This is a genomic window from Pseudomonas ogarae, from assembly GCF_014268695.2.
Lineage (GTDB): Bacteria > Pseudomonadota > Gammaproteobacteria > Pseudomonadales > Pseudomonadaceae > Aquipseudomonas > Aquipseudomonas kilonensis.
The window spans coordinates 3735344-3759045 of sequence record NZ_CP077086.1; the positions used below are offsets into that span (position 1 = coordinate 3735344).

The window sequence follows — 23702 nt, forward strand, 5'->3', positions numbered from 1 at the left end:
TCATCCCTCTATCGGTCTCCTTGCCAGGTGGGAGCAAAGCTTGCTCGCGAAACAGGCGCCTCGATTTCTGAAGGAGTGCATCGCTTCATCGCGGGCGCCTTGCTCCCACAGAGAAGCAACGTTGTCCCACATAGCGGGGCGGTGCGACGTTTCGCTAAATCCCCTCGCCACAGGTGAAGGGTGGAGCCATCCACCCCAAGTGAACCGCATCGCTGTATCTGTCTGTCTTTTGCAGGAGCAACTATGACCCGTCCAAACAAAACCACGCCGCCGCCCGTGATCGAGGCTTCGCGGATTCGTGAGGGGCTGCCTTTTCCACTGGGTGCAACCTGGGATGGCCTCGGGGTCAATTTCGCGCTGTTTTCAGCCAATGCCACCAAGGTGGAACTGTGCATTTTCGATGATGCCGGCGAAGTCGAACTCGAACGCATCGAATTGCCGGAGTACACCGACGAGATTTACCACGGCTATCTGCCGGACGCCCATCCAGGGTTGATCTATGGCTATCGTGTCTACGGCGCATACGACCCGGCGAACGGCCACCGTTTCAACCCGAACAAGCTGCTGATCGACCCGTATGCCAAGCAACTGGTCGGCCAATTGAAGTGGTCCGAAGCCCTGTTCGGCTACACCATCGGCCATCCCGATGGCGACCTCAGTTTCGATGAGCGCGACAGTGCTCCGTTCGTCCCCAAGTGCAAGGTCATTGACCCCGCACACACCTGGGGCCACGACCATCGCGTCAGCGTGCCCTGGGACAAGACCATCCTGTACGAGACCCACGTGCGCGGCCTCACCATGCGTCACCCTTCGGTACCCGAGAACCTGCGCGGTACGTTCGCCGGGCTGATGGTCGACGATGTACTGGAGCATATCCGCAAGCTGGGTGTCTCGTCGGTGGAACTGCTGCCCATCCATGCCTTCGTCAATGACCAGCACCTGCTGCACAAAGGCATGACCAACTACTGGGGCTACAACAGCATCGCCTTCTTTGCCCCGGACCCACGCTACCTGGCCAGTGGCAAGATCGCCGAGTTCAAGGAGATGGTCGCACACCTGCACGAGGCCAATCTGGAAGTCATCCTCGACGTGGTCTACAACCACACCGCCGAAGGCAACGAACAGGGCCCCACCCTGTCCATGCGCGGCATCGATAACGCTTCGTACTACCGGCTGATGCCCGACGACAAACGCTACTACATCAACGATTCCGGCACCGGCAATACCCTGGACCTGAGCCATCCTTGCGTTCTGCAAATGGTCACCGACTCCCTGCGCTATTGGGCCACGGAGATGCACGTCGATGGCTTCCGCTTCGACCTGGCGACCATCCTGGGCCGTTACCATGACGGCTTCGACGAGCGCCACAGCTTCCTCGTGGCCTGTCGCCAGGACCCGGTGCTGCGCCAGGTGAAAATGATCGCCGAGCCTTGGGATTGTGGTCCCGGGGGCTACCAGGTGGGACGCTTCCCGCCGGGCTGGGTCGAGTGGAACGACAAGTTCCGCGACACAGTGCGCGCCTTCTGGAAGGGCGACGACGGCCAGCTTGCCGATTTCGCCAGCCGAATGACGGCTTCGGGGGAAATGTTCAACCAGCGTGGCCGGCGTCCGTACGCCTCGGTGAACTTCGTCACCGCCCATGACGGTTTCACCTTGCATGACCTGGTGTCGTACAACGACAAGCACAACGAAGCCAACGACGAGAACAACCAGGACGGCAGCAACAACAACCTGTCCTGGAACCATGGCGTCGAAGGCCCGACGGACGATCCAGAGATCAACGCGCTGCGCCATCGACAGATGCGTAACTTCTTCGCCACCCTGCTGCTGGCCCAAGGCACGCCGATGATCGTCGCCGGCGACGAATTTGCCCGTACCCAGCATGGCAATAACAATGCCTACTGCCAGGACAGTGAGATCGGCTGGGTCAACTGGGACCTGAGCGAGGATGGCGCGACGCTGCTCAAGTTCGTCAAGCGCCTGATCAAGTTGCGCCTGACCTACCCGATCCTGCGGCGCGGACGGTTCCTGGTGGGTAACTACAACGAGGATATCGGCGTCAAGGACGTGACCTGGCTATCCCCCGACGGCAGCGAAATGACCATAGAGCAATGGCAGGACAGCCATGGTCGCTGCCTCGGCATGTTGATGGACGGCCGTGCCCAGGAAACCGGCATTCGGCGCAAGGGCGGCGATGCAACGCTGCTGCTGGTGGTCAACGCACACCATGACATCGTCAACTTCAGCCTGCCGGAAGTCCCCGAGGGCAGTTTCTGGACCTGCATGGTCGACACCAACCAGCCGACTGTTCGTGGCCAGGAGCGCTTCGATTTCGATTCCGAATACTCCGTCACCGGGCGCTCGCTGCTGCTGTTCGAACTGCAACGCGAAGAAGAGGAATGAAGTACCGGTTGTAAGCCGCCAGAGAGACCGCAAGGACGCGGTTTTTTCGATGCACACAGCCCAGTTTGAAGAAAAAAATGCAGTTCAGACACACATCTCGCAAGACGAATTGACCGACATGGTCAATACTTCACATGCGGTAGTCTCCAGGATTCGGAGCGCTGTGAATCGCAGCCATACCCACGCGGGCGTCATCGGACAGTAGGCCCGGTACATGGCTGAAAGATTGAATACAAACAAGGACGTCTCTTATGAAACCTGCCTCTCGCTTGCCTGGCCGGCAGCATCCGCAAATATGGAACAGTGCTGCGCAACTGGCCGATATTCCGATCATCAGTACTCAGACGCTCATTCCCGCTGGCGCCCGTGCGGTCATCCTCGCCCCGCACCCGGGCGATGAGGTCGGGGCCTGCGGCGGGTTGCTGCAGTTGCTGAGCAACCTGGACCAGCCCATGTTGCTGATCTCGGTCACCGATGGAGCCCTGACCCACCCCGGCTCACCGTTGTGGACCGACGAACGCCTGCGTACACACCGTCCTCACCCCCAGGAAAGCGTGGATGCCCTGCATCGCCTGGGCATCGCAACCCATGGCCTGCAATGGGTGCGCGGCGGTTTCCCGGAAAAGGCCCTGGCCGAACACGAAGCCGAGCTCGCCGACTTTATTGCACGTCACCTGCGCCCCGGTGACGTGGTGTTCAGCACCTGGCGCCAGGATGGCGACAGCGACCACGACAGCGTCGGGCGCGCCGGGGCCCTGGCCGCCGACAGGATCGGGGTGGCGTTCAACGAACTGCCGGTGTGGGCCTGGCACTGGCCGGTCCGCGAGCAAAATAAAATCCCCTGGCACCGGGCCCGCAAACTGCGCCTCGACGTCTGGACCACCGCCCGCAAGCGTCACGCCATGTACGCCTACGTCAGTCAACTCAACGGCGAACCGGCGAGTGGCATCGCCCCGCTGGTGCCCCGGGTCATCCTGGATCGGATGGGGCTGCCGTATGAGATTGTCTTCATCTGAACACCTGCCTGTGATGGCCGTGGTTCAGATACACCGCTATCGCGAGCAAGCTCGCTCCCACAGTAGGCCTGCGCAGGGATGCAATGTCTGTGTGCGCCACCGAACTCTGTGGGAGCGAGCTTGCTCGCGATGGCGACCGGCAAGGACATGAAAAACCCGGAACTGTCGGCGCCTTGGGTCAGTCGCATGAACAGGTACGTCTGATTCAGGAGGGAACGTGACTCAAGATCCCGATTGGCGGACCGTCGCACCCATGCCATCGGACCTGCCTGCGGCGGTTCATCGACTGCGGGTCCTGACGGTCAACACCCATAAGGGTTTCACCGCCCTCAACCGTCGCTTCATCCTGCCCGAGCTGCGCGAAGCGGTGCGCAGTACCGGTGCCGATCTGGTGTTCCTGCAAGAGGTGCTGGGCGAACATGACCGACACGCGTCACGCTACGACAACTGGCCCCAGACCTCCCAGTACGAATTCCTCGCCGACAGCATGTGGAGCGATTTCGCCTATGGCCGCAATGCGGTCTACCCCGATGGCCACCATGGCAACGCCCTGCTCTCCAAATACCCGATCCGCCAGTTCCGCAATCTCGATGTGTCCATCACCGGCCCGGAGCGGCGCGGGTTGTTGCACTGTGTGCTGGATGTGCCCGGCCACGCTGCTGTCCACGGGATCTGCGTGCACCTGAGCCTTCTGGAAAGCCATCGTCAACTACAGCTCAAACTGCTCTGCCAACTGCTCGATTCGTTGCCCGAGGACGCCCCGGTGATCATCGCCGGCGACTTCAACGACTGGCAACTGCGTGGCAATCTCACCCTCGCCCGCCGTGGCTATCTGCATGAAGCCTTCGAGCACCACCACGGCCGCCCCGCCAGGACCTATCCGGCCCGCTTCCCGCTGTTGCGCCTGGACCGCATTTACCTGCGCAACGCCAGCAGCCACGCCCCGCAAATCCTGGGCAACAAACCCTGGACGCACCTGAGCGACCACCTGCCACTTTCGGTGGAAGTGCATTTGTAGGGTGGGCCTTTGCGACTCTTTCTGCGCGCTGACCTGTAAGTTCTGACAGTAGCGACGCTGGTTTTTCATTGCTAGGGTGCCATCCCATACAGCGAGCGTTGCCAGGCCCTGTGTGCCATCTGTTGTGCAACCGATGCTGAAACCGGCATTGACGAGATGCCGACGCAGAGGGATAGCACATGATTCGGCACGATAGAGGATTCAATCGGCTGCTCAACGCTGTGTGGGTATCAGCCCCCTTCCTGTTACCCGTTCCAGCCGCCATGGCGGCTTGCACGCTGACACCAACCGCAAGCGATGACACCTATGTCTGCGACAGCGGCACCAGTCCCGGGCTGACAGACCTTTCGGGTAACAACATCCTGACCATGCCCGCCAACGGCAGTGGTGTCATTAGCGGCGACGTCACGTTCGGCACCGGCGTCGACCGCATCGTGATCAATGCCAACGGCGTGATTGACGGTGATGTCCAGCAAGGCTCCGGCGTGGACGACTTCATCATGAACGGCGGCAGGATCCTGTCCCTGGCCCAAGGTGACGGCCTCGATACGTTCTTGATGACTGGCGGGACCATCGTCGACGCGTTCGAAGACGGCGACGTCGCGAAGATGACCGGCGGCACCATTGGCCGAGTCGACATGAAACTCGATGACAACGTTTTCGATATGTCGGGCGGACAGATCATCGGCAACCTGGTGACCGGTTTCGGCCAGGACACCATCATTCTCTCCGCAGGTCGCATCGGCGGCAATGTCAGCGTCAGCGGCGGCAATGACAGCATTACCGTCAGCGGTGGCAAAATCATCGGCGAGGTCCGGGCCAGTGCCGGCGATGACCAGCTACAGTGGAGCGGCGGCCTTATCCACTCGGCCGTCCTGATGGGCGACGGTAGCGACACCGCATTGTTGAGCAACCTCGATGAAACCCTCCTCGCCACTACACCCAGCGTGGACGGTGGATTGGGCCAGGACGCGTTGACGTTCAGTGGCAGCACCTCCAGCACCGGCGCTCGCTACCTCAATTGGGAGACAGTCAACCTCACCCAAGGCTCGCAACTGGACCTTGACGACACCCTGAGCTTGGGTGACAGCGCCACCGCCACCGGGACGCTCAACATAGAATCCGGCAGTACGCTAACGTCGACCCAAGGCGTCCTTGTCCCTTTTACTGCCGGTCAGTTGGCGACGCTCAACAACGCCGGCACCGTAGACCTTACCCAGGGCAACACCCGCACCAACGACACCCTCACTGTCCAGGGCAACTACGTCGGTAACAACGGCCAGTTGCACCTGCAAACGGTACTCGGCGCCGACGACTCCCCCAGTGACAAGCTGGTGGTCAATGGCGGGACACTCACCGGCAGTACCGCCATCACGGTCACAAGCCTGGGCGGCACGGGCGCACGAACGACCCAGGACGGCATCGAAGTGGTCCAGGCCCAGGGCGGCGCAGTCAGTGATACCGGCGCCTTTTCGCTGGCGCAAGCGGTCTCGGCCGGCGCGTTCGATTACCGCCTGTTCAGAGGCGGCGCGACCGGCAATGAAAACAACTGGTACCTGCGCTCCACCTTGGTTGCCGGACCGGTAGCGGCGCCCAGCCCGACGTTGCCCGTACTGCCGGCCGCAGTACCCGGTGCAGCACCCATTCCTCTGTACCGGCCGGAAGTGCCAACCTGGTCGGTATTGCCCCCGGCAGCAGCACAACTGACCCTCATGGCCCTGGGCACGTTCCATGACCGCCAGGGCGACCAGCGCCTGCTCACGGAAAACGGCGCGTTCGGCGCGGGCTGGGGCCGGGTCTATGGCAAGGACCTGGATCAAACCTGGGCCGGCACGGTGACGCCGCGGTTCGATGGGTCGATCAAGGGCTTCCAGGTGGGCAATGACCTGTACAGCTCGCCGCTGTCCAGTGGACAGACCCAGCGCATTGGTTTTTTCGTCGGCCATACCGAATTGAACGGTAACGTCGATGGGTTCAACCTGGGTTTCGAAGGCCGACGCGCCGGCAAGATAGAACTCGACGGCGACAGCTACGGGCTCTACTGGACGCTCACCAATCCCACTGGCGGTTACGTCGACGCCGTGGTGATGGGCACGCGACTGGACGGCGACAACCGCTCCGAACGCGGCCTGAAAATCGATAATCGCGGGCACGCCCTGACCCTCTCGGCCGAAGCCGGTTACCCCTTCGCGGTGGCCGCCGACTGGGTCCTCGAGCCCCAGGTGCAGATCATCCACCAGAAGGTCTCCCTGGATACCCAGGACGATGGGGTCTCAAGGGTCGAGTTCGATTCCGACAGTGCCTGGACCGGCCGACTCGGCGCTCGCCTCAAGGGCCGTTATCAGGTCAGCGGCATACCCGTGGAACCGTATCTGCGCGCCAACCTCTGGCACACGTTTTCCGGCACCGATACGGTGACATTCGACGACACTGAGCGGGTCGAGACCCAGCAGCGCGCGTCCACCGGCGACCTGGGTGTCGGCGTCATCGTGAGCCTGGCGCCCGCGGTCAGCGTCTACGCCGGTGCGGACTACAGCAACAACCTCGACAGCCGTCAGCAACGCAGTGTGTCGGGCAATCTCGGTGTACGGATCAGCTGGTAGGCAGGTTCTGCGACGATGATTTGACGCCCAAATGCTCGCCTTAATAACCAATTGAAATCAGCGTCTTATTGACGCTGATTTCATCTTGCCATTCATCGTTCATTTTCTTGACGCACCGCCATCGGTCTTCTTGACTACACCGTACTACCCCCGGAAATACAGTCAGGGGCAGGCCTCTGGAACCCGCCAAGACGGGCCGCCAAAGGCTTGCCTCAATCCATTCGGTCGCCCCTCATTCGGGGTAGGAGAGACGCCAAAAAGCGAGAAACGCATGCGATTGCAAGGCAGGCCCCCATGAAAACTTCCCTCCGCCCGCAAGATATCTCCACCACCACCCTCCACACCCTCTCCACTTCGTTGTTGCTGCTTTCCTCCATGGAGGTACAGGCCTGGCCTGCCGAGGAGACAGTGCAGCCCTGGTATGGCCGAGCACAGTCCGACAACCTCAATACCGCATTGATCGGCAGTGACCCCGCCTCCGGCAAGAGCCCCGCCCTGTTCACATTGCGCAACGACAGCGGCCATACCCAGCGCGTGGGCCTGATCAGCGGGCAAAACCAGATCATTTCAACGGGAAGTGGCCTGCTGGTAACGCCTGCGATGGCCGAACCGGGCAAAGATGCCCTGAACCTGACAGGCTCGAGCCTCGGCGCGTATTGGAGCCTGACCGGCCCCGCCGGCTGGCACGTGGACCTGAGCGCCAGCGGCGGCCGGGTCAATGGCTACAGCCGCACCGAACAAGGCCAGCGCCAGGCCAGCGAAGGCAATGCCGTGACGCTGTCGGTCGAGGGCGGCTTTCCGATTGGCATCGGGACCCACTGGGTCGTCGAACCCCAGGCGCAGTTGATCAACCAACGTATCACCCTCGACACACCGACTGCCGAGAGCGGTACCAGCAATGAACTGAGCAGCTGGAGCGGCCGCGTCGGCGCACGACTCAAAGGCAATTACCAAGTCAACGGTCTCGGCATGGAGCCCTATGTGCGAACCAACCTGTGGCATACGGTCCAGAGCGCCGATACCTTGTCCCTGGATAAGGTCGACAAGATCAGCAGCAGCCGAAAGTCCTCCACCGTCGAAGTCGGCCTGGGCCTGGTGGCCCGTGTCACGCCGGCGGTAAGCCTGTATGTCAGTGCCGATTACAGCAGTGACGTCGACGACAACGACCTCAACGGCATCATTACCAGCATGGGGGTGCGGATGCGCTGGTAATGCCGACTCTGTAGTCGATAGTCCCCGCGTGTGTAGGAGCTGCCGAAGGCTGCGATCTTTTGATCTTTCGCTTGGGACTCAAGTGTCTGGGGAAAGATCGCAGCCTCGTTGCACTCGTCAGCTCCTACACAGCGCCTACATAAGCCCGGCGCAAGCAATCTGCCGCCACTTAAAAAACACCTCCATTAAGGCGTATAACGCTAAAAGCGATTTATACCTGCAAGCCGTCTGCCCCTGGCTCATTTCATTGATGGAGTAACGACATGACCACAGCCCCCTTCCTCGCCAACCTGTTTCCCGGCGCCGCCGACATCCCGCAGGCCTACCGCCTCGAAGGCCGGATCGAACAGCGCGAATACCTCGTCGACGGCGTCCTGGAAACCTGGCAAGGGCCACTGGCCGTCGTCCGCAGCCCCGTTTACCTGACGGGTGAGCTGGGCGATGAGCAAGTGATTCTCGGCAGCACACCGCTGCTGGACGCCGAAACCGCCCTCACCGCCCTGGACGCTGCCGTGCGGGCTTACGATCGCGGCCAGGGTCAGTGGCCGACGATGCGCGTCGCCGAGCGCATCCGCCACGTGGAAACCTTCCTGGCGCGCATGCGCGAGCAACGCGAGGCCGTGGTCAAGTTGCTGATGTGGGAGATTGGCAAGAACCTCAAGGATTCCCAGAAGGAATTCGACCGCACCTGCGACTACATCGTCGACACCATCAACGCCCTCAAGGAGCTGGACCGCCGCTCCAGCCGTTTCGAGCTGGAACAGGACACCCTCGGGCAGATCCGCCGCGTGCCGCTGGGCGTGGCCTTGTGCATGGGCCCCTACAACTACCCGCTGAACGAAACCTTCACCACGCTGATCCCGGCCTTGATCATGGGCAACACCGTGGTGTTCAAACCGGCCAAGCTCGGCGTCCTGCTGGTGCGGCCGTTGCTTGAAGCCTTCCGCGACAGCTTCCCGGCAGGCGTGATCAACGTGATCTACGGCAGCGGCCGCGAGACTGTCAGCGCGCTGATGGCCAGCGGCAAGATCGACATCTTCGCCTTTATCGGCACCAATAAAGCGGCCAGTGACCTGAAGAAGCTTCACCCGCGGCCACACCGTTTGCGTGCCGCCCTGGGGCTGGATGCGAAGAACCCCGGGCTGGTGCTGCCGGACGTCGACCTGGACAACGCGGTCAACGAGGCGCTGACCGGCTCGCTGTCATTCAACGGCCAGCGCTGCACGGCGCTGAAAATCCTGTTTGTCCATGAAGATGTGGCGCCGGCGTTCATCGAGAAGTTCAACGCCAGGCTCGCCAGCCTGAAACCCGGCATGCCCTGGGAGGACGGTGTGGCGCTGACGCCATTGCCCGAAGCGAGCAAGGTCGATTACTTGCATTCGCTGGTCGCCGATGCGCTCGCCAAGGGTGCAGAAGTGAAGAATGCCCATGGCGGCGAATCACGCAGCTCGTTCTTCTACCCGGCGGTGCTGTACCCGGTGAACACCGCGATGCGGGTCTACCATGAGGAACAGTTCGGCCCGGTCGTGCCCATCGTGCCGTACCGCGACCTCAATACCGTAATCGATTACGTACTGGAGTCCGACTTCGGCCAGCAGCTCAGCATTTTCGGCACCAACCCGGCACAAGTCGGCAAGCTGGTGGACATCTTCGCCAACCAGGTCGGCCGCATCAACATCAACGCCCAGTGCCAGCGTGGCCCGGACACGTTCCCGTTCAATGGCCGGAAGAATTCGGCCGAGGGCACCTTGTCGGTCCACGATGCGCTGCGCACCTTTTCCATCCGCACGCTGGTGGCGACCAAGTTCCAGGAGAGCAACAAGGCGTTGATCAGCGACATTATCCGTGAGCGGGATTCCAACTTCCTGACCACTGACTACATCTTCTGATCCACGCCCGAACGTGGGCTACGACAGGGCTGGGCGCCGCGACTTGATGCCCCAGCCCTGTTGCATGCCGGCAGCCGCCAGCAGGATCGCCGCCACGCCCAGCCATTGCAGCGGCTCAAGGCGATGGCCGAAGGCGAACCAGTCGACGAAAATCGCCGCGATCGGATAGATGAACGACAGCGCCCCGGTCAACGCGGTCGGCAACCGTTGTATAGCGCTGTACAGCAACACGTACATCACGCCGGTGTGCATCACACCCAGGGTCAACAGGCTGGCCCAGGCCTGGGCGTGTTGCGGCAACGCCGAGAAGTTCGCCCAGGGCGCCAACAGCAACACGCCGGTGCTGACCTGGATCAGCGCGATCAGATGAGGCGGCGTGCCGGTCAGGCGCTTGATGATCAAGGCCGCGATGGCGTACAGCAACGCGGCGCCCAGCGCCAGGGCGATGCCCAACAGATAGTCGCCACCACCCTGCCCTTGCTCACCATGGGCACTGACGATGGCCAGCATTCCGAGAAACGACACCGCCAGCCAGAACAGCTTCTGCGCGGTGATTTTTTCCCCCAGGAACAACGCCGCCAGCCCCACCAACATGAACGGCTGGACGTTGTACACCGCCGTGCCGATGGCAATCGAGGCGCGGGAATAAGAGGCAAACAACAGTACCCAGTTACCGACGATCGCTACACCGCTGAGGACCGCCAGGAGGAAGGTGGTACGGGTGAGGATGCCAGGGCGCAAAAAGCCGAAACCGGCGCAGATCAGCAGCAAGGTCGCGGCACCGAACACACAGCGCCAGAACACCACATCCAGCACCGGCAGGCCGGAAACCAGCACGAACCAACCAATGGTTCCGGAGATCAGCATGGCGGCGGTCATTTCCAGCGAACCGCGGCGTAAGGTCTTGTCCATCTTAAGGCTCCTTCAGCAAGTGGGCACAGTATGCCGAGCCGACCAGGGCCTTCTCCATGGTTTGAAAAAGGCTAAACTGCAATTCGACCTTTTTTATCAAGGCAACTTCACGCATTCACCTAATGGAGCTGAAATGACTGACGATATTGACCAGATCCTCATCAGTGCCCTGATGGAAGACTCCCGACGCTCCCTCAAGGCCCTGGCAAACCTCAGTGGCCTATCCTCCCCCAGTGTCGCCGAACGTCTTCGCCGGCTCGAAGAACGTGGTGTGCTCAGGGGCTATACCGTCGAAGTGGACCCCAAGTGTTTCGGCTATCAACTCCAGGCCATCGTGCGTATCCGCCCGCTGCCGGGGCAATTGCAGGAGGTGGAACGGCAGATCCAGGCCATCGCTGAATTCACCGAATGCGACAAGGTGACCGGCGACGACTGCTTCATCGCCCGCCTGCACGTGCGCTCGATGGAACAGCTGGATACCTTGCTGGACAAGCTCAATGTCCATGCCGAGACCAATACGGCCATCGTCAAGAAGACGCCCGTCAAGCGGCGCTTGCCACCGATGGCGTAGGAATCTGCCTGCGTCTGCCCTGTGGAAGCGAGCTTGCTCGCGAAGGCGATGTCACGGTCAACGAAGATGTTGACTGTGCTCGCGATAGCGGTGGTTCAGGCTAAATAGATGCTGGGATGTGTCCTGTTTTTGCTTTGGCTTTGATCTGGGCGCCCAGTAACACGGATACACACCTACCCATCTGAAAAAAAACCAAAAAAAACGGCGCTTCCCATTTCTGAAAGAAGCGCCGTTTTTCCTATCTGAACAGCATCAAGCCGAAGCGGGCTTGTCACTCATCACAAATGCTATCAGTCGTCACGACTCATCAGGCCGAACAGTTGCAGCAGGCTGACGAACAAGTTGTAGATCGATACATACAGGCTGACAGTGGCCATGATGTAGTTACGCTCGCCGCCGTGGATGATGGCGCTGGTCTGGTACAGGATGCAGACCGACGAGAACAGCACGAAGCCGGCGCTGATCGCCAGTTGCAGGCCGCTGATCTGGAAGAAGAAGCTGGCCAGCGTCGCCCCCAGCAAGACGAAGAAACCTGCGGTGATGAAACCACCCAGGAAACTCATGTCCTTGCGGGAAATCAGCACGTAGGCCGACAGGCCACCAAATACCAGCGCAGTCATTGCGAAGGCCGAACTGACCACTTCGGCACCGCCCTGCATCTGCAGGTAGCGATTGAGGATCGGGCCGAGCAAAAAGCCCATGAAACCAGTCAGGGCGAAAGCCGACACCAGGCCCCAGGCCGAATCACGGAGTTTGTTGGTGAGGAAGAAAAGGCCGTAGAAACCGATCAGCACGACGAAGATGTTCGGGTAACCCACCCGCATCTGTTGTGCGACGTAGGCCATCACACCGCTGAAAGCGAGTGTGAGTGCCAGCAAGCCATAAGTGTTGCGCAGGACGCGGCTAACCTCTAGCTGCTCAGCCTGCACGCTGTTGTTCACTGCGTAATCCTGTTCGCGCATGGCGACACTCCTCCGGTTTTGAAACATTCAGTGGCAAGGATCATAACAGACGCTCTGTAACAAGCTACGTAGAGAGTTTGACAGTGTGTTTCATTCGGGTATTATGGCGCCCGCAACGCAATACGGAGGTGTGGCCGAGTGGTTTAAGGCAACGGTCTTGAAAACCGTCGACTGTAACAGGTCCATGAGTTCGAATCCCATCGCCTCCGCCATCTTCTAACGTTAAAGCCCTGATTATTCAGGGCTTTTTCGTGTCTGTCATTCAGAATGCCGATTGCAGCTTCAACATTGGACACCGCTATGGCAAACCCTCCCCAGCCACTCAAGGAAAGAAAAGTGACCAGTAAAACCATCGGTTCCATCGTTGCTGCAATCGCGGGCATCCTCTTGTTATGCGTATTCTTTGGCAGTTGGTACACCGTCGACGAAACCGAGCGCGGCGTGCTGCTGCGCAACGGGGCGCTGGTCGGGGTGGTTGAACCGGGACTGTCCTTCAAGATGCCGTTCATCGAGTCGGTACGCCTGATCAGCGTCCAGAGCCAAGTGACGGCTTATGAAGACCTCCAGGCCTACAGCAAGGACCAACAGTCCGCCGAGCTCAAGGTGTCCGTGTCCTGGCACATCGCGCCTTCCGATGTCGCGAAGGTCTATACCCAGTTCAAGGACCTTGAAGGCATCCGCGACCGGATGATCAGCCGCCAGGTGCCTACCCAGGTGGAAAACGTCTTTGGCAAGTTCAACGCCGTGGCTGCCGTGCAGAACCGCGTCCAACTGGTCAACGATATTTCCACGGCCATCAAGGCCACCATTACCGGGCCGGTGATCATCGACAGCGTCCAGGTCGAGAACATCGACTTCAGTGACGCCTACGAGAAGGCCATCGAAGCGCGCATGGCCGCGGAAGTCCAGGTCAAGACCCGTGAACAGCAGCTCGCCACCGAACAGGTGCAAGCGCAGATTCGCGTAACCCAGGCCCAGGCGGAAGCCGATTCGCAAGTGGCACAGGCCAAGGCAGACGCGTTGGCTACAGAGTTGCGCGGCAAAGCCGAAGCCGAAGCCATCAAGGCGCGGGCCCAGGCCCTGGCCAGCAACCAGAACCTGGTGGAGCTGACCAAGGCCGAGCGCTGGAATGGTGTATTGCCAACCACCGTACTGCCGAACGGCGCCCTGCCCTTCATCGACATCAAGTAACACTACAGGCGCGGCCTGCCCGGCCGCGCCTGCTCCGTCCCGGAGCGCCTCCGCAGCAAGCCCCCTCTCGTTAGCGCTACACTCAACTATGAACCCGACGTTCATCGTTAGCAGGGAGCTCAACGTGCACCCAGGCAAAAGCAAACCGACACGACCATCCGTACGACGATTACCTTTTTCCTCCTTCGGCTCACGCCTTGAGCGCCTCTCCCCCCTCGGGAACTCACCGACTCCTTCGATAAGCGCCCTGAACAGGAGAATAGCGTGACCACGATTATCAAAAAATATAAATGGCCCGCCCTGTTGGCCATCGCGCTTGTTGTCTTTTCCGCACTGATATTCTTTTTAATCAAGTCCTACACGTACGACTCATCGACCTACTTCGAATCTCGCGACTTCATCCGCCAACTCAAGCAGGCCGACGCGAACTGGAACGGCAAGATCCTGAGGAAAAAGATCGGCGTCAACCACAACCTGTCACTGACGCCGCCAGCGGAGGCGGACAGCCGCTGGCAGCAGTTGGAGCGACTCAACAACTCCGGCCCCTTGGCGGCGCTTTGGGCCTCCAGGCGCAAGGGCTATGTGGACGCCGTCAAGAACAAGACCTCGCTGGTAGAGCAATTCGAACAGCACAACGCCAATCTGCGCACGTCCCTGGACGCGCTGCCGCAGGTCGAAGACCAGATTCAGACACTGCTCAAGGAGATGAGCATCGAAAGCCCCATGGAGCGCCTGACCGCGGCGTCCAATGTGCTTGAATTGACCCTGACAACACTGGAGTTCGCACTTGATGTCACCTCGGACAAAGCCCGGGAAGCGCAAGGCAAGTTAACTGAGCTGGAACCCTACATCGACCAATTGCCCGCGGCCTATCAGGCCCCTTTCATGACCCTGACCCAGCACGTCAAGACCATTGTCCAGGAACAACCTGTCGTCAATGACCTGCTTGATCGCATCAGCGTCATTCCGGTTGCCCAGGAGCTGGACAGCATCAATGAGCTGTTGAACGAGACACAACGCAGGACCGCCGCAACCGACCGTCAATACCATATCTACCTGGCCGTGTGTGCCAGCTTGATGGCGCTGTTGATGATCTACCTGGCGGTGCGCCTGGTTCGCAGTTACGCCATGATCAATCAGATCAACCAGGCACTGCAAACGTCCAATGAACGCCTCGAAGAGCGCGTGCAGGAACGCACCCGTGAGTTGATGGAGGCCGAACGCGAACTGGTGGATGCGGCCCGAATGGCAGGCATGGCAGAGATCGCCACGAATGTGTTGCACAACGTCGGGAATGTGCTCAACAGCGTGAACATTTCAGCCGAGCTTGTGACCCGCAAGTTAAGGACCAGCAAGACGCTCGGGCTCACCAAGGCGGTCAATATGATGAATGAACATGCCGAGGATCTTGGTCAGTTCATCACCCATGATGAAAAAGGCCGGTTGCTGCCGCGTTATTTCAACGAGCTGGTCGACTCCATCGCCGCCGAACAGAAACTGCTTATCGATGAATTGGCGCAGTTGACCAAGAGCATCGATCACATCAAGGAAATCGTCACCACCCAACAAACCTATGCGGGGGCCGCCAGGCTGATCGAGCCGCTCAATGTCAGCGATCTGTTCGAAGATGCGCTACGCATGAACTCGGGCGCGCTCAGTCGGCATCACGTCACCGTCATCAAGGAATATCAGGACGTTCCGGCGATCATGGGGGACAAGCACAGGTTGCTGTTGATCCTGATCAACCTGATCAGCAACGCCAAGTTCGCGATGTCGCACATCAGTGAGCACCCACGGGAAATGACCCTGGGGATTCGCATCCTCGACGAAACGACGCTATGCGTCAGCGTCAAGGACCGAGGCGAAGGTATTTCCCCGGAGAACCTGGCCCGCATCTTCAATCACGGTTTCACGACCCGCAAGGACGGCCATGGGTTTGGCTTGCACAGCTGCGCCCTGGCGGCAGTTGAAATGAATGGCCGCCTCCATGTCCATAGCGACGGACCAGGGCAAGGCGCCCTGTTTACCCTGGAGATACCGCTGGAGTTGGCGCGCGCCTGACTCTGTCGGAGGCCCTGTGGCGAGGGAGCTTGCTCCCGCTGGGCTGCGCAGCAGCCCTTTTTTGTGAGCGCTTCGCACTCAAGCGGGAGCAAGCTCCCTCGCCACGGGTTTGTCGACTAAACAGTATCGGTGAACATCCACCTATTTCGTGTTCACAGGCCGGCCGCTACGGCTTCTACGGGTCGGCAATGCGGCGGCATAGGCCAGCGCTTCCTCACGGGAAGCAAAGGAGCCCAGCCGGTCAGCCTGGGTACAGACCCTCCATGGGCCGCTGTTTACGCTGAGCACGTCATAACCGTTGATCTGCATTTTCGTCAGCATCGCAGTACTCATCAGTCACCTCCGACTTTAACCAAGGGTGCACGGCTTACCATACACGCTGATTGCCCAGGGTGGCCAACCGAACGTCGCGACACCCACTGCACGCGTAGCGCCTTCAGTGGGAATCCGAATCCCACAACCAGTCCCACAGCCCCGGCAAATGCACGGGCTCAGTGCTGCGATCGACCGTCCGAGCCAAGGCCGCTCGCGCCAGCGCCTGGTGGTCATCATAGAACGGCTTGGCGTCGGTCCTCACGCCAGTCGCCTTGGCACTGTCGAGCAGGATTTGCAGGTATTCGCGAGCATGCCGGGCGGTATAACGATTGATGTCGTGAAACGTCACCACCACCGGAATGACCCCATCCACCACTGGCAATTGCCCGGCGGCGATGCGCTCGCGCACTTCGGAGAGTTGCCGGGTCAGGTTGATCCGCCGCCGCGGACTCATCGTGATGCCCCAGACTTTGCCGTCATTTGCGCTCAGGTCGGTCAACAAAATGTGCAGGCCATGTTGTCGGTACCCGGCAGCGGTGCGCCTGTCGAAGCTCCAGAAGGGTGGCCTGACCAAGGTGGGTGCGGCACCGCTCAGGGCGGCAATATCACTACTGCCGTGGATGAGCGATTGTTCCAGCTCGTCAGGATTCAGGGACCGGTGATTGGTGTGCCAGTGGGTCGCCGTATGAAAGCCCAGCACATGGCCTTCCTGCTGCTGACGGCGCATCACCGAGCGGCCAATATCACTGCCCCCGGCACGCGGCGCACGGGTCTGCAGGAAAAACACCGCCTTGATGCCGGGCTGTACCGGGTTGTCTGCGAGTGCGTCCAGCACCTCCAGGCTAGGGTTCCAGATAGACGAGGCGCTGGGCCCGTCATCGAACGTCAGCAGGAAGCGGATCGGAGGTTGTTCGCGCAAGCGTTGTTCGGTTTGCGGCGTCAGTTCGATGGGGGCGCCAATGCAGCCCGACAAACCAATAGCAAGGGCTGCGATGAACAGCACCCTGGCGATGTTTTTCATGCTTTGCCTTTTGTTGATGCCGCGCTGTCTCGCCTTGGATCCCTGGCCTATGGTGTTGAAGCTCACCTTGGAGAAGGGTAACCGGGTTTGGTTCCTTGTTTGCAAAATTTGCTGCTGCTCCGCGCTCTACGCTGGACGGTATTAATTTGACCGTCTGGAAATTCGATGGAATTTTCCGCATGCCTTTGCATCCATCCGTATAGGACTAATTAGGGAGGATTTATGGGCGGGCCATCGCTTTACATCATCGACTACATGCTCCATGGCGAACCCAAGTCATTCATTATTCGCGCAGAAGCGATGAATAACTCCGAGGCTTGGCATTGGGCCAGTTGCGATGCGGGGGTCGGGCGCATACCGAAATTCGGCAGAGAAAAGGTCAAGCGGGTCTCCAAGCCCCTTGCTGAAAAATACGGTATTACCGACGTGCGCTGGCGGGCGAGCGTCGCGCCGTCTTGGGTCAAGGAGTCCGGCTAACGCCACTTACATTGTTTCCGGTGCACCGGCTGTCTAGCCGGACGCCGGATTCTTCGACAGACCTCAAATAACTCAACTACGCTTAAACCACGGCACAGCCCGCCCCTGGCGGGTTTTGTGCTGCCTCATCAACCCCTGAATGGAGGTGTGACATGTCCGAAAAAGAGTCCATCACCACCCTGCTCACCTTGCTGGAATCGCGTCAGGCCAGGCTCACGGCAGCCTGCAAGGAAATCGCCGACTGGGTCGACCACCAAGGCGGGCATCCCACCGCGGTGCGCATCCGGGACCGGCTCAACGACATCGATAAAGACGCCCCGTCGATCCAAAGCGCGCTAACGTCGCTCAAGCCGATTGAACCACCTCTGCCCAAGTTCCGCTGACGTATTGCGCCAGACCCGTTTCCCCCTGAGTTCTACCGGTTGGAAAACTGATGGAACGCGGGCTTTTTTTGCACCTCGAAATTGATAGGCACCGGTGCAGAAACCGCAAAGGGAGAAACCTCATGAATGCCCGAATCCTGCTATTGATTGCTTGTGCGAGCCCCGCCACCGTCATGGCTCAAGGTTGCGACGTCATCACTCGATCCCAGAGCCAGGCCGTTCCAGTGATCGAAAGCCACAGTTGCTATGAATACAAAGGCATGCCTGCCGAAACCCTCGACTGGTCTTGCAGCAATGAAAGCAAGGGAACGCTCACGACCCAAAAGCGTAAAGTCGAGCGTTGTGCCCGGGGATACGTGGCGACATGCCAGGCGAGGCTGACCCAGGAAGCGTTGGCCAACCCGCACTCAACCAGCAAGGACAAGCACGGTGGATCGGCCAACCTTCCCGACAATGCAAAGGTGACCTGGTACTACTACGGTATCGAGCAGTTGCAGCAAGCTCAGGAAGACTGCGAAACCACCGGCGGCGATTGGACTAACCAGTGACGGGGCGGCCTGGTCAGCCACTTTCTGGCTAGCCTTTGCTGTGCTCCGGCGATGACGGCCCTTCCTTGACCCCGCGAGGCCCGGCGACGCCCCAGATGACCAGGCCCAAAACCGGCAGAATGATCAGCAGCAGGGCCCAGCCAGCCTTGGTGCCGGCCGACTTGTCGCTTCGAAAGACACTGACGATCGCCCACAAATCAACGAGCAGCAAAAGCACTGCAACAGCGATCCAGAAATAGCTGGCTAATTCAGACATGGCCTAATCCTCTTGTCGGTCTAAGGGTTAGGCACAGCCGTTAAGGCGCCGTTCAAAGAATTTGCGCGCCCTGGCGCACGCATGGATCTATCCACGCTCGTTCAGATAAGCAACCCACTGCTCATAGGCTGCATGTTGACGCTGGACCGCCTCATCCCAAATCGATCCGCTCATTTGATGAACACATATGAGCTTCATCATTTCCGATGTTGCCGTATCCAGCTCCACCAGGAGCTCATGGGATTTGATCTTGAAGTCTTCAACAGTGGTCATTTCTCGCTTCCTTCCCCTATCGGGGCCGGCCAATGCACCCAACATGGATTCATTTTTTTGAAGCTGATTCATTTGAGGCGATAACCGGTCGAAAACCTAGTGCTGGCGGTCGGACAGAGGGGCTGGAGCGATGACCGCCTCAAATAAGCTCAGTCTTTCCCGCTCCGTCGCGGTCGTATTGGATAAGACCTTGAAGAAGTCGACATTTGAACGAAGCAGATAATGCCAGGCCCAAATATTGCAGTTATATTTCAGTTTAATGACAGTCACTGATTGAGCACGACCATGAAAATTCGAGCGACCGTCATCTGTGAGGAAAATCGCCACATCCTCCTGGTTCGCAAAGCCAATAGCCGCTGGGCGCTGCCGGGCGGTACCGTCGAGCGCGGCGAAACCCATGCCAGGGCAGCCATCCGGGAATTGGCAGAGGAAACCGGGCTGGACGTCGAGAACCTGCTCTACTTGATGCGAATCAATGACGGGCAGACCGAACATCATGTGTTCGAAGCATCGGTCAGCGACTCGACGGCGGCCAAACCACAGAATGAGATCAGCGATTGCCTCTGGCACCCGCTGGATGCCATTGCCCAATTGCAAATGAAAAAGGGGACGCGGGACATTCTCGAGGCGTTTCGGCGGAGGTTGTGACGAGCCGGCACGAGACTCTAAACAAAATTGGTTGCATGAGAAATGTTATGCAACCAATTGTTTTTCAAGGAAATCACTAAACCATTTTGGCGCGACTACTCACTTTTTGTTCCAGGCGGTACTGATCGGATTGACCACGGTATTCTTTTCCTGAGTATAGGTCCCGTTCTGCTGGGCAATGGCCTCGCCGGTGTCGACAATTGCATTCTGGATAAACACGTTTTGTGCATCACCTCGAATAAAGGTGAGCTGGTGATACGCGGTCTTGTTTCCCCAGTCCGGGGAAGGCAGGGAGATGAACTTCACGGTGTATGTCTCGTCGGTGTGTTGACCCTGCAAGACATAGACACCGTAATGGTTTTCTCCCTGAGAGATGATCTTGTACAAGCCGTTGCTGTAGTAATAAATTTCCGCATCGGGAAAGGGCTTCTTGTCGTACATTTTCCGATAGTGCAGAACTTGCTTGACCGTCGGCTCGCCAAAATTTACGGCCAGGGTTTTCCCATCAGCGGAGGTTGTCTCCCCCGCGTATGCGGCACCGCTGCTCATCAAGGCCAACAGACTCATCGTTGCAATTGTTTTCACTAGATACCTCTCCATGGTTAAGGATTAGCGTGCTCGACAGGGCCTGGACGGGAGATATCCGCCTGACCACTTCACCCTAATCTCAGCGCCGAGTGTAGAGGTTCGCGCCTGAAAATGCCCAGAGGCTTGGGTTCCGCGCCATGACAGTTTTTCAGAAGCGGAAACAAACAAGGGTTTGCATTAGCTTTCGCTCGCAAACCCTTGATTTTAGATGGTGCCCGAAGCCGGAATCGAACCGGCACGCCCTTACGAGCGGGGGATTTTAAGTCCCATGCGTCTACCAGTTTCGCCATTCGGGCGGTAGCGCGGTTAGCCATGGGAACGTCGGCAAAATCCAGTGGCCGATGTTCTGGCTGGTGCAGCAAGAGGGGGAATATATACATCCCGCCCCTGTGAAGCAAGGTAGCTCATGTCCTTTTCAAGACAAAAGCTTTCAATGCTTCGAAAATAAAAAAGCTCCGTAAATCATAGATCTACAGAGCTTTTTAAAAGTGGAGGCCGAAGTCGGAATCGAACCGGCGTAGGTGGATTTGCAATCCACTGCATAACCATTTTGCTATTCGGCCTCAGAACGCTTGATGCAATGCAACCACATCAACCGCGTACAAACCTGATCAGGATACAGGACACCTATGCGTCGCTATCTCCTTGAAAACATTGAGATTTTTTACGTCCCAGTGCGTTCGATGGGCGCAATTATGTACTCATTTGCCTAGGCTGGCAACCCCTTGATTTCAAAAAAAATTCGTCCAACGGCCAGCTTCCTCCACACAAACACCTTCGGGTGTCAGGTGGAGGGTGGAAGACTTTTGGGCTGCTGCGCAGCCCAGCAGGAGCAAGCTCTCTCGCCACGGGGAATGCCGCAGATCTTGGAGGCTGTCGCAGCCGTGCACCATTATGGGTAACATACCGGCCTTCCCCGCAGCCCTTCTGCGACCTGCCGAATAAGCCCATTCCATGCCTTTTGAACTCAGTGTTGACCTCACTACACTCGCTATCCTTGCTGTTGTCGCCTTCATTGCCGGTTTCATCGATGCCATTGCCGGTGGCGGTGGGTTGCTGACCACGCCAGCCCTGCTGACGGCAGGTTTGCCGCCTCACCTGGTCCTGGGGACCAACAAACTCAGTTCGACCTTCGGCTCGGCGACGGCCAGCTTCACCTTCTACAAGCGCAAGCTATTCCATCCAAGACAGTGGACCCATGCCCTCGTCGGCACTCTGATCGGGGCCCTGACCGGTGCCATCGTCGCCCATTACCTGCCCGCCGAATGGCTGAACAAGATGCTGCCGGTGATCGTCTTCGCCTGTGGCCTGTACCTGTTGTTCGGCGGCACGCCCAAGGCGCCGCTGGACAGCGACGCACCGATCAAGAAGACATGGCAGTCGCCCCAAGGCTTCAGCCTGGGTTTCTATGACGGCGTGGCCGGGCCGGGTACAGGGGCGTTCTGGACGGTGAGCAGCCTGCTGCTCTACCCCATCGACCTGGTCAAGGCCAGTGGCGTGGCCCGCAGCATGAACTTCGTCAGCAACATCGCGGCGCTGTCGGTGTTCATCTTTTCCGGGCAAGTGGACTGGGTCATCGGCCTGAGCATGGGCGTGTCGGTGATGATCGGCGCGTTCTTCGGCGCTCGCACCGCCATCAGCGGCGGCGCGAAGTTCATCCGACCGGTGTTCATTACCGTGGTGCTGGGCCTGACCGTGCGCCTAGCCTGGCAGCACTGGTTCAGCGTGGCCTAAGCGCCGCGCCACATAAAGGTCGATCAGGTAGCGGGCGATGGAGCGCGAGGCCGGCAACGGTGGCAGGTCGTGGACGTTGAACCATTGGGCGTCCTCGATTTCATCTTCCTGGGGCACGATGTCGCCGCCGGCATATTCAGCGTGGAAACCGAGCATCATCGAATGAGGGAACGGCCAGCACTGGCTGCCCATGTACTGGATGTTCTTCACCTCGATACTGACTTCTTCGCGCACCTCGCGAACCAGGCAATCCTCGGCCGACTCTCCAGGCTCGGCAAACCCCGCCAGGGTGCTGTAGACGCCCGTGACGAAGCGCGGTGAACGGGCCAGCAGGACTTCATCGCCGCGGGTAATCAACACGATCATGCTCGGTGAAATCCGCGGATAGTGCCGCAGCTCACAGGCATCGCAATACATGGCCCGCTCCAACGGAATCTGACCCATACGCTTGCCGCAACTGCCACAGAAACGATGCTCCCGGGCCCAGGTGCCGATCTGTGCCGCATAGCCCAACACTTTGTACAGTGTGTGGTCATCCTCGAGCATGAACGCCCGCAGGCCTTTCCAGTTACAGCCAGGAATGTCCAGCGGGCTGTGCAGTTCCAACAGGTAGACCGGCTCGCCATCCAGGTGACCGATGCCGTGCTCGGCGAGGATCGACAAGTCTTGGCGCTTGAGCCATTCGCGGGGGAACAGTGCGCCGTTGTCATCGAACAGAAAGCCTTCGGGGCTGCGAGCCACGGCCCAGCCGCCTGAAAGAGCGGTATCGAGTACTGCGGTGGTCCAGCGTGAAATCATGGTCAATCAATCCTGAAATTCAGGTTTCTGTTTGCTCATATGGGCGGCCATGGCCACGCGCAGGTCGGTCGATTGCAACATGGCGGCGTTCCAGGTGGCGACGTACTCCAGTCCGTCGTCAATGCGGTGGTCGCGCATGTAGCTGATCATTTCCTTGGTGCCGGTCACGGCAATCGGCGACTTGGCGGCGATTTCCCGGGCGATGCCCATCACGCCGTCGAGCAGACTGGCAGTGTCGCTGTAGACACGATTGACCAGGCCGATGCTGCGCGCTTCGTCGGCACCAAAAGTGCGCCCCGTATAAGCGAGTTCACGCAGCATGCCGTCCCCGATGATCCGGGGCAAGCGTTGCAATGTGCCAACATCGGCGGCCATGCCGATATCGATCTCCTTGATGGAGAATTGCGCGTCCTCGGCCGCGTAACGCATGTCGCAGGCGGCAATCAGGTCGATGGCCCCGCCCAGGCAGTAGCCTTGGATCGCGGCGAGCACGGGTTTGCGGCAATTGTCCACGGCGTTGAACGAGGCTTGCAGTTGCAGGATCTTGCGCCGCAGCAGGCGTGCATTGCGCCCTACGTCCTTGCCCAACTCGTTGGCCACACCTGCCAGCATCATCAGGTCGATGCCGGAGGAAAAATGCTTGCCGGCACCGCTGAGCACCACCACCCGTGCGGCATCGGTGTCGTCGATCCACTGGAAGATCTCGATGATCTCGCTCCAGAACGCGGCGTTCATCGAATTGATCTTTTCCGGGCGATTGATCTGCACATGGGCAATGTTGTCTGCAAGTTCGACGTTGAACGCTTGGTATTGCGACATGGCA

General features: G+C 59.4%; 23 protein-coding genes and 3 tRNA genes. 15 read left to right on the plus strand and 11 right to left on the minus strand.

The genetic code is table 11. The features are described from left to right. The first annotated feature begins 243 nt into the window (after positions 1–243). The 6 genes from glgX (at position 244) to HU749_RS16220 (ending at position 10141) form a co-directional block, all read left to right on the plus strand. On the plus strand, positions 244–2403 hold the full coding sequence (glgX, locus tag HU749_RS16195) for a glycogen debranching protein GlgX (protein ID WP_046064304.1): 2160 nt from the start codon (positions 244–246) through the stop codon (positions 2401–2403). Between the two features lie 251 nt (positions 2404–2654). Next, on the plus strand, positions 2655–3419 hold the full coding sequence (locus tag HU749_RS16200) for a PIG-L deacetylase family protein (RefSeq protein WP_046064303.1): 765 nt from the start codon (positions 2655–2657) through the stop codon (positions 3417–3419). A gap of 253 nt (positions 3420–3672) precedes the next feature. Further along, on the plus strand, positions 3673–4437 hold the full coding sequence (locus HU749_RS16205) for an endonuclease/exonuclease/phosphatase family protein (RefSeq protein WP_046064302.1): 765 nt from the start codon (positions 3673–3675) through the stop codon (positions 4435–4437). A 179-nt stretch (positions 4438–4616) separates the two neighbouring features. After that, positions 4617–7040: an autotransporter family protein gene (locus HU749_RS16210; RefSeq protein WP_095962616.1), complete on the plus strand. Its 2424-nt coding sequence runs from the start codon at positions 4617–4619 to the stop codon at positions 7038–7040. A gap of 294 nt (positions 7041–7334) precedes the next feature. Next, positions 7335–8252 (plus strand): autotransporter domain-containing protein, encoded by a 918-nt coding sequence (locus tag HU749_RS16215; RefSeq protein WP_186650196.1) that lies wholly within the window; start codon positions 7335–7337, stop codon positions 8250–8252. Between the two features lie 263 nt (positions 8253–8515). Continuing rightward, complete coding sequence (locus HU749_RS16220; protein ID WP_046064299.1) at positions 8516–10141, plus strand: NADP-dependent glyceraldehyde-3-phosphate dehydrogenase; 1626 nt, start codon at positions 8516–8518, stop codon at positions 10139–10141. Positions 10142–10159: 18 nt separating this feature from the next. Here HU749_RS16220 and HU749_RS16225 read toward each other — a convergent pair whose 3' ends face one another. Next, entirely contained in the window at positions 10160–11053 is an 894-nt protein-coding gene (locus tag HU749_RS16225) for a DMT family transporter (protein ID WP_079303296.1), read from the minus strand. A gap of 133 nt (positions 11054–11186) precedes the next feature. Between HU749_RS16225 and HU749_RS16230 the strand changes: the two genes are divergently transcribed. Then, complete coding sequence (locus tag HU749_RS16230) at positions 11187–11624, plus strand: Lrp/AsnC family transcriptional regulator (RefSeq protein ID WP_003202176.1); 438 nt, start codon at positions 11187–11189, stop codon at positions 11622–11624. 290 nt (positions 11625–11914) lie between these two features. On the opposite strand, the gene HU749_RS16235 is transcribed toward HU749_RS16230, so the two are convergent. Next, complete coding sequence (locus HU749_RS16235; RefSeq protein ID WP_079303295.1) at positions 11915–12586, minus strand: Bax inhibitor-1/YccA family protein; 672 nt, start codon at positions 12584–12586, stop codon at positions 11915–11917. A gap of 124 nt (positions 12587–12710) precedes the next feature. Between HU749_RS16235 and HU749_RS16240 the strand changes: the two genes are divergently transcribed. The 3 genes from HU749_RS16240 (at position 12711) to HU749_RS16250 (ending at position 15838) form a co-directional block, all read left to right on the plus strand. Beyond that, positions 12711–12798: transfer RNA gene (locus HU749_RS16240), tRNA-Ser, on the plus strand. A gap of 124 nt (positions 12799–12922) precedes the next feature. Further along, entirely contained in the window at positions 12923–13777 is an 855-nt protein-coding gene (locus HU749_RS16245) for an SPFH domain-containing protein (protein WP_018601987.1), read from the plus strand. A 264-nt stretch (positions 13778–14041) separates the two neighbouring features. Next, a complete protein-coding gene (locus HU749_RS16250; RefSeq protein ID WP_095962614.1) occupies positions 14042–15838 on the plus strand; it encodes a DAHL domain-containing sensor histidine kinase in 1797 nt (598 codons plus the stop codon). A 141-nt stretch (positions 15839–15979) separates the two neighbouring features. Here HU749_RS16250 and HU749_RS16255 read toward each other — a convergent pair whose 3' ends face one another. Continuing rightward, positions 15980–16171: a DUF2188 domain-containing protein gene (locus HU749_RS16255; RefSeq protein ID WP_095962613.1), complete on the minus strand. Its 192-nt coding sequence runs from the start codon at positions 16169–16171 to the stop codon at positions 15980–15982. A gap of 103 nt (positions 16172–16274) precedes the next feature. Beyond that, positions 16275–17174, minus strand: a complete 900-nt coding sequence (locus HU749_RS16260; protein ID WP_095962612.1) for a polysaccharide deacetylase family protein — start codon at positions 17172–17174, stop codon at positions 16275–16277. A 222-nt stretch (positions 17175–17396) separates the two neighbouring features. Here HU749_RS16260 and HU749_RS16265 point away from each other — a divergent pair, with 222 nt between their 5' ends. The 3 genes from HU749_RS16265 (at position 17397) to HU749_RS16275 (ending at position 18582) form a co-directional block, all read left to right on the plus strand. After that, positions 17397–17651 carry a DUF6555 family protein gene (locus tag HU749_RS16265; RefSeq protein WP_014338120.1) on the plus strand — a complete coding sequence of 85 codons (255 nt, stop codon included), beginning with the start codon at positions 17397–17399 and terminating at the stop codon, positions 17649–17651. Between the two features lie 152 nt (positions 17652–17803). Then, positions 17804–18034, plus strand: coding sequence for a hypothetical protein (locus HU749_RS16270; protein ID WP_079303112.1), 231 nt, complete (start codon positions 17804–17806; stop codon positions 18032–18034). A 122-nt stretch (positions 18035–18156) separates the two neighbouring features. Then, positions 18157–18582, plus strand: a complete 426-nt coding sequence (locus HU749_RS16275; RefSeq protein WP_079303111.1) for a hypothetical protein — start codon at positions 18157–18159, stop codon at positions 18580–18582. Positions 18583–18610: 28 nt separating this feature from the next. On the opposite strand, the gene HU749_RS16280 is transcribed toward HU749_RS16275, so the two are convergent. After that, positions 18611–18838 (minus strand): PLD nuclease N-terminal domain-containing protein, encoded by a 228-nt coding sequence (locus HU749_RS16280; protein WP_014338117.1) that lies wholly within the window; start codon positions 18836–18838, stop codon positions 18611–18613. Between the two features lie 87 nt (positions 18839–18925). Continuing rightward, positions 18926–19111: a hypothetical protein gene (locus HU749_RS16285; RefSeq protein WP_079303110.1), complete on the minus strand. Its 186-nt coding sequence runs from the start codon at positions 19109–19111 to the stop codon at positions 18926–18928. Between the two features lie 285 nt (positions 19112–19396). On the opposite strand from HU749_RS16285, the gene HU749_RS16290 reads away from it, so the two are divergent. After that, on the plus strand, positions 19397–19759 hold the full coding sequence (locus HU749_RS16290; RefSeq protein ID WP_095974343.1) for an NUDIX hydrolase: 363 nt from the start codon (positions 19397–19399) through the stop codon (positions 19757–19759). A 99-nt stretch (positions 19760–19858) separates the two neighbouring features. Here the strand turns inward: HU749_RS16290 and HU749_RS16295 are convergent, their stop codons facing one another. The 3 genes from HU749_RS16295 to HU749_RS16305 form a co-directional block, all read right to left on the minus strand. After that, positions 19859–20326, minus strand: a complete 468-nt coding sequence (locus HU749_RS16295) for a hypothetical protein (protein WP_225919186.1) — start codon at positions 20324–20326, stop codon at positions 19859–19861. A 230-nt stretch (positions 20327–20556) separates the two neighbouring features. Continuing rightward, positions 20557–20643 (minus strand) — tRNA-Leu (locus HU749_RS16300). Positions 20644–20836: 193 nt separating this feature from the next. After that, a tRNA-Cys gene (locus tag HU749_RS16305) sits at positions 20837–20910 on the minus strand. 391 nt (positions 20911–21301) lie between these two features. Here HU749_RS16305 and HU749_RS16310 point away from each other — a divergent pair. Next, the gene (locus tag HU749_RS16310; protein ID WP_046065399.1) at positions 21302–22081 is read left to right on the plus strand and encodes a TSUP family transporter; all 780 of its coding nucleotides are present in this window, start codon (positions 21302–21304) and stop codon (positions 22079–22081) included. Here the strand turns inward: HU749_RS16310 and nudC are convergent. Together nudC and HU749_RS16320 are read right to left on the minus strand one after the other, a co-directional pair. Then, positions 22049–22879, minus strand: coding sequence for an NAD(+) diphosphatase (gene nudC / locus HU749_RS16315; protein ID WP_079303108.1), 831 nt, complete (start codon positions 22877–22879; stop codon positions 22049–22051). The genes HU749_RS16310 and nudC overlap by 33 nt on opposite strands. A gap of 6 nt (positions 22880–22885) precedes the next feature. After that, positions 22886–23698, minus strand: a complete 813-nt coding sequence (locus tag HU749_RS16320) for a crotonase/enoyl-CoA hydratase family protein (protein ID WP_003201737.1) — start codon at positions 23696–23698, stop codon at positions 22886–22888. Positions 23699–23702: the final 4 nt, after the last annotated feature.

What these genes read in the sequence shown, in the direction of transcription:
- HU749_RS16280 (WP_014338117.1), bottom strand. Translation starts at nt 18,838, where the DNA reads ATGTCTGAATTAGCCAGCTATTTCTGGATCGCTGTTGCAGTGCTTTTG.
- glgX (WP_046064304.1), top strand. Translation starts at nt 244, where the DNA reads ATGACCCGTCCAAACAAAACCACGCCGCCGCCCGTGATCGAGGCTTCG.
- HU749_RS16210 (WP_095962616.1), top strand. Translation starts at nt 4,617, where the DNA reads ATGATTCGGCACGATAGAGGATTCAATCGGCTGCTCAACGCTGTGTGG.
- HU749_RS16320 (WP_003201737.1), bottom strand. Translation starts at nt 23,698, where the DNA reads ATGTCGCAATACCAAGCGTTCAACGTCGAACTTGCAGACAACATTGCC.
- HU749_RS16270 (WP_079303112.1), top strand. Translation starts at nt 17,804, where the DNA reads ATGTCCGAAAAAGAGTCCATCACCACCCTGCTCACCTTGCTGGAATCG.
- HU749_RS16215 (WP_186650196.1), top strand. Translation starts at nt 7,335, where the DNA reads ATGAAAACTTCCCTCCGCCCGCAAGATATCTCCACCACCACCCTCCAC.
- HU749_RS16230 (WP_003202176.1), top strand. Translation starts at nt 11,187, where the DNA reads ATGACTGACGATATTGACCAGATCCTCATCAGTGCCCTGATGGAAGAC.
- HU749_RS16220 (WP_046064299.1), top strand. Translation starts at nt 8,516, where the DNA reads ATGACCACAGCCCCCTTCCTCGCCAACCTGTTTCCCGGCGCCGCCGAC.
- HU749_RS16260 (WP_095962612.1), bottom strand. Translation starts at nt 17,174, where the DNA reads ATGAAAAACATCGCCAGGGTGCTGTTCATCGCAGCCCTTGCTATTGGT.
- HU749_RS16200 (WP_046064303.1), top strand. Translation starts at nt 2,655, where the DNA reads ATGAAACCTGCCTCTCGCTTGCCTGGCCGGCAGCATCCGCAAATATGG.
- HU749_RS16225 (WP_079303296.1), bottom strand. Translation starts at nt 11,053, where the DNA reads ATGGACAAGACCTTACGCCGCGGTTCGCTGGAAATGACCGCCGCCATG.
- HU749_RS16310 (WP_046065399.1), top strand. Translation starts at nt 21,302, where the DNA reads ATGCCTTTTGAACTCAGTGTTGACCTCACTACACTCGCTATCCTTGCT.
- HU749_RS16295 (WP_225919186.1), bottom strand. Translation starts at nt 20,326, where the DNA reads ATGAGTCTGTTGGCCTTGATGAGCAGCGGTGCCGCATACGCGGGGGAG.
- HU749_RS16255 (WP_095962613.1), bottom strand. Translation starts at nt 16,171, where the DNA reads ATGAGTACTGCGATGCTGACGAAAATGCAGATCAACGGTTATGACGTG.
- HU749_RS16285 (WP_079303110.1), bottom strand. Translation starts at nt 19,111, where the DNA reads ATGACCACTGTTGAAGACTTCAAGATCAAATCCCATGAGCTCCTGGTG.
- HU749_RS16290 (WP_095974343.1), top strand. Translation starts at nt 19,397, where the DNA reads ATGAAAATTCGAGCGACCGTCATCTGTGAGGAAAATCGCCACATCCTC.
- HU749_RS16235 (WP_079303295.1), bottom strand. Translation starts at nt 12,586, where the DNA reads ATGCGCGAACAGGATTACGCAGTGAACAACAGCGTGCAGGCTGAGCAG.
- HU749_RS16265 (WP_014338120.1), top strand. Translation starts at nt 17,397, where the DNA reads ATGGGCGGGCCATCGCTTTACATCATCGACTACATGCTCCATGGCGAA.
- HU749_RS16275 (WP_079303111.1), top strand. Translation starts at nt 18,157, where the DNA reads ATGAATGCCCGAATCCTGCTATTGATTGCTTGTGCGAGCCCCGCCACC.
- HU749_RS16205 (WP_046064302.1), top strand. Translation starts at nt 3,673, where the DNA reads ATGCCATCGGACCTGCCTGCGGCGGTTCATCGACTGCGGGTCCTGACG.
- nudC (WP_079303108.1), bottom strand. Translation starts at nt 22,879, where the DNA reads ATGATTTCACGCTGGACCACCGCAGTACTCGATACCGCTCTTTCAGGC.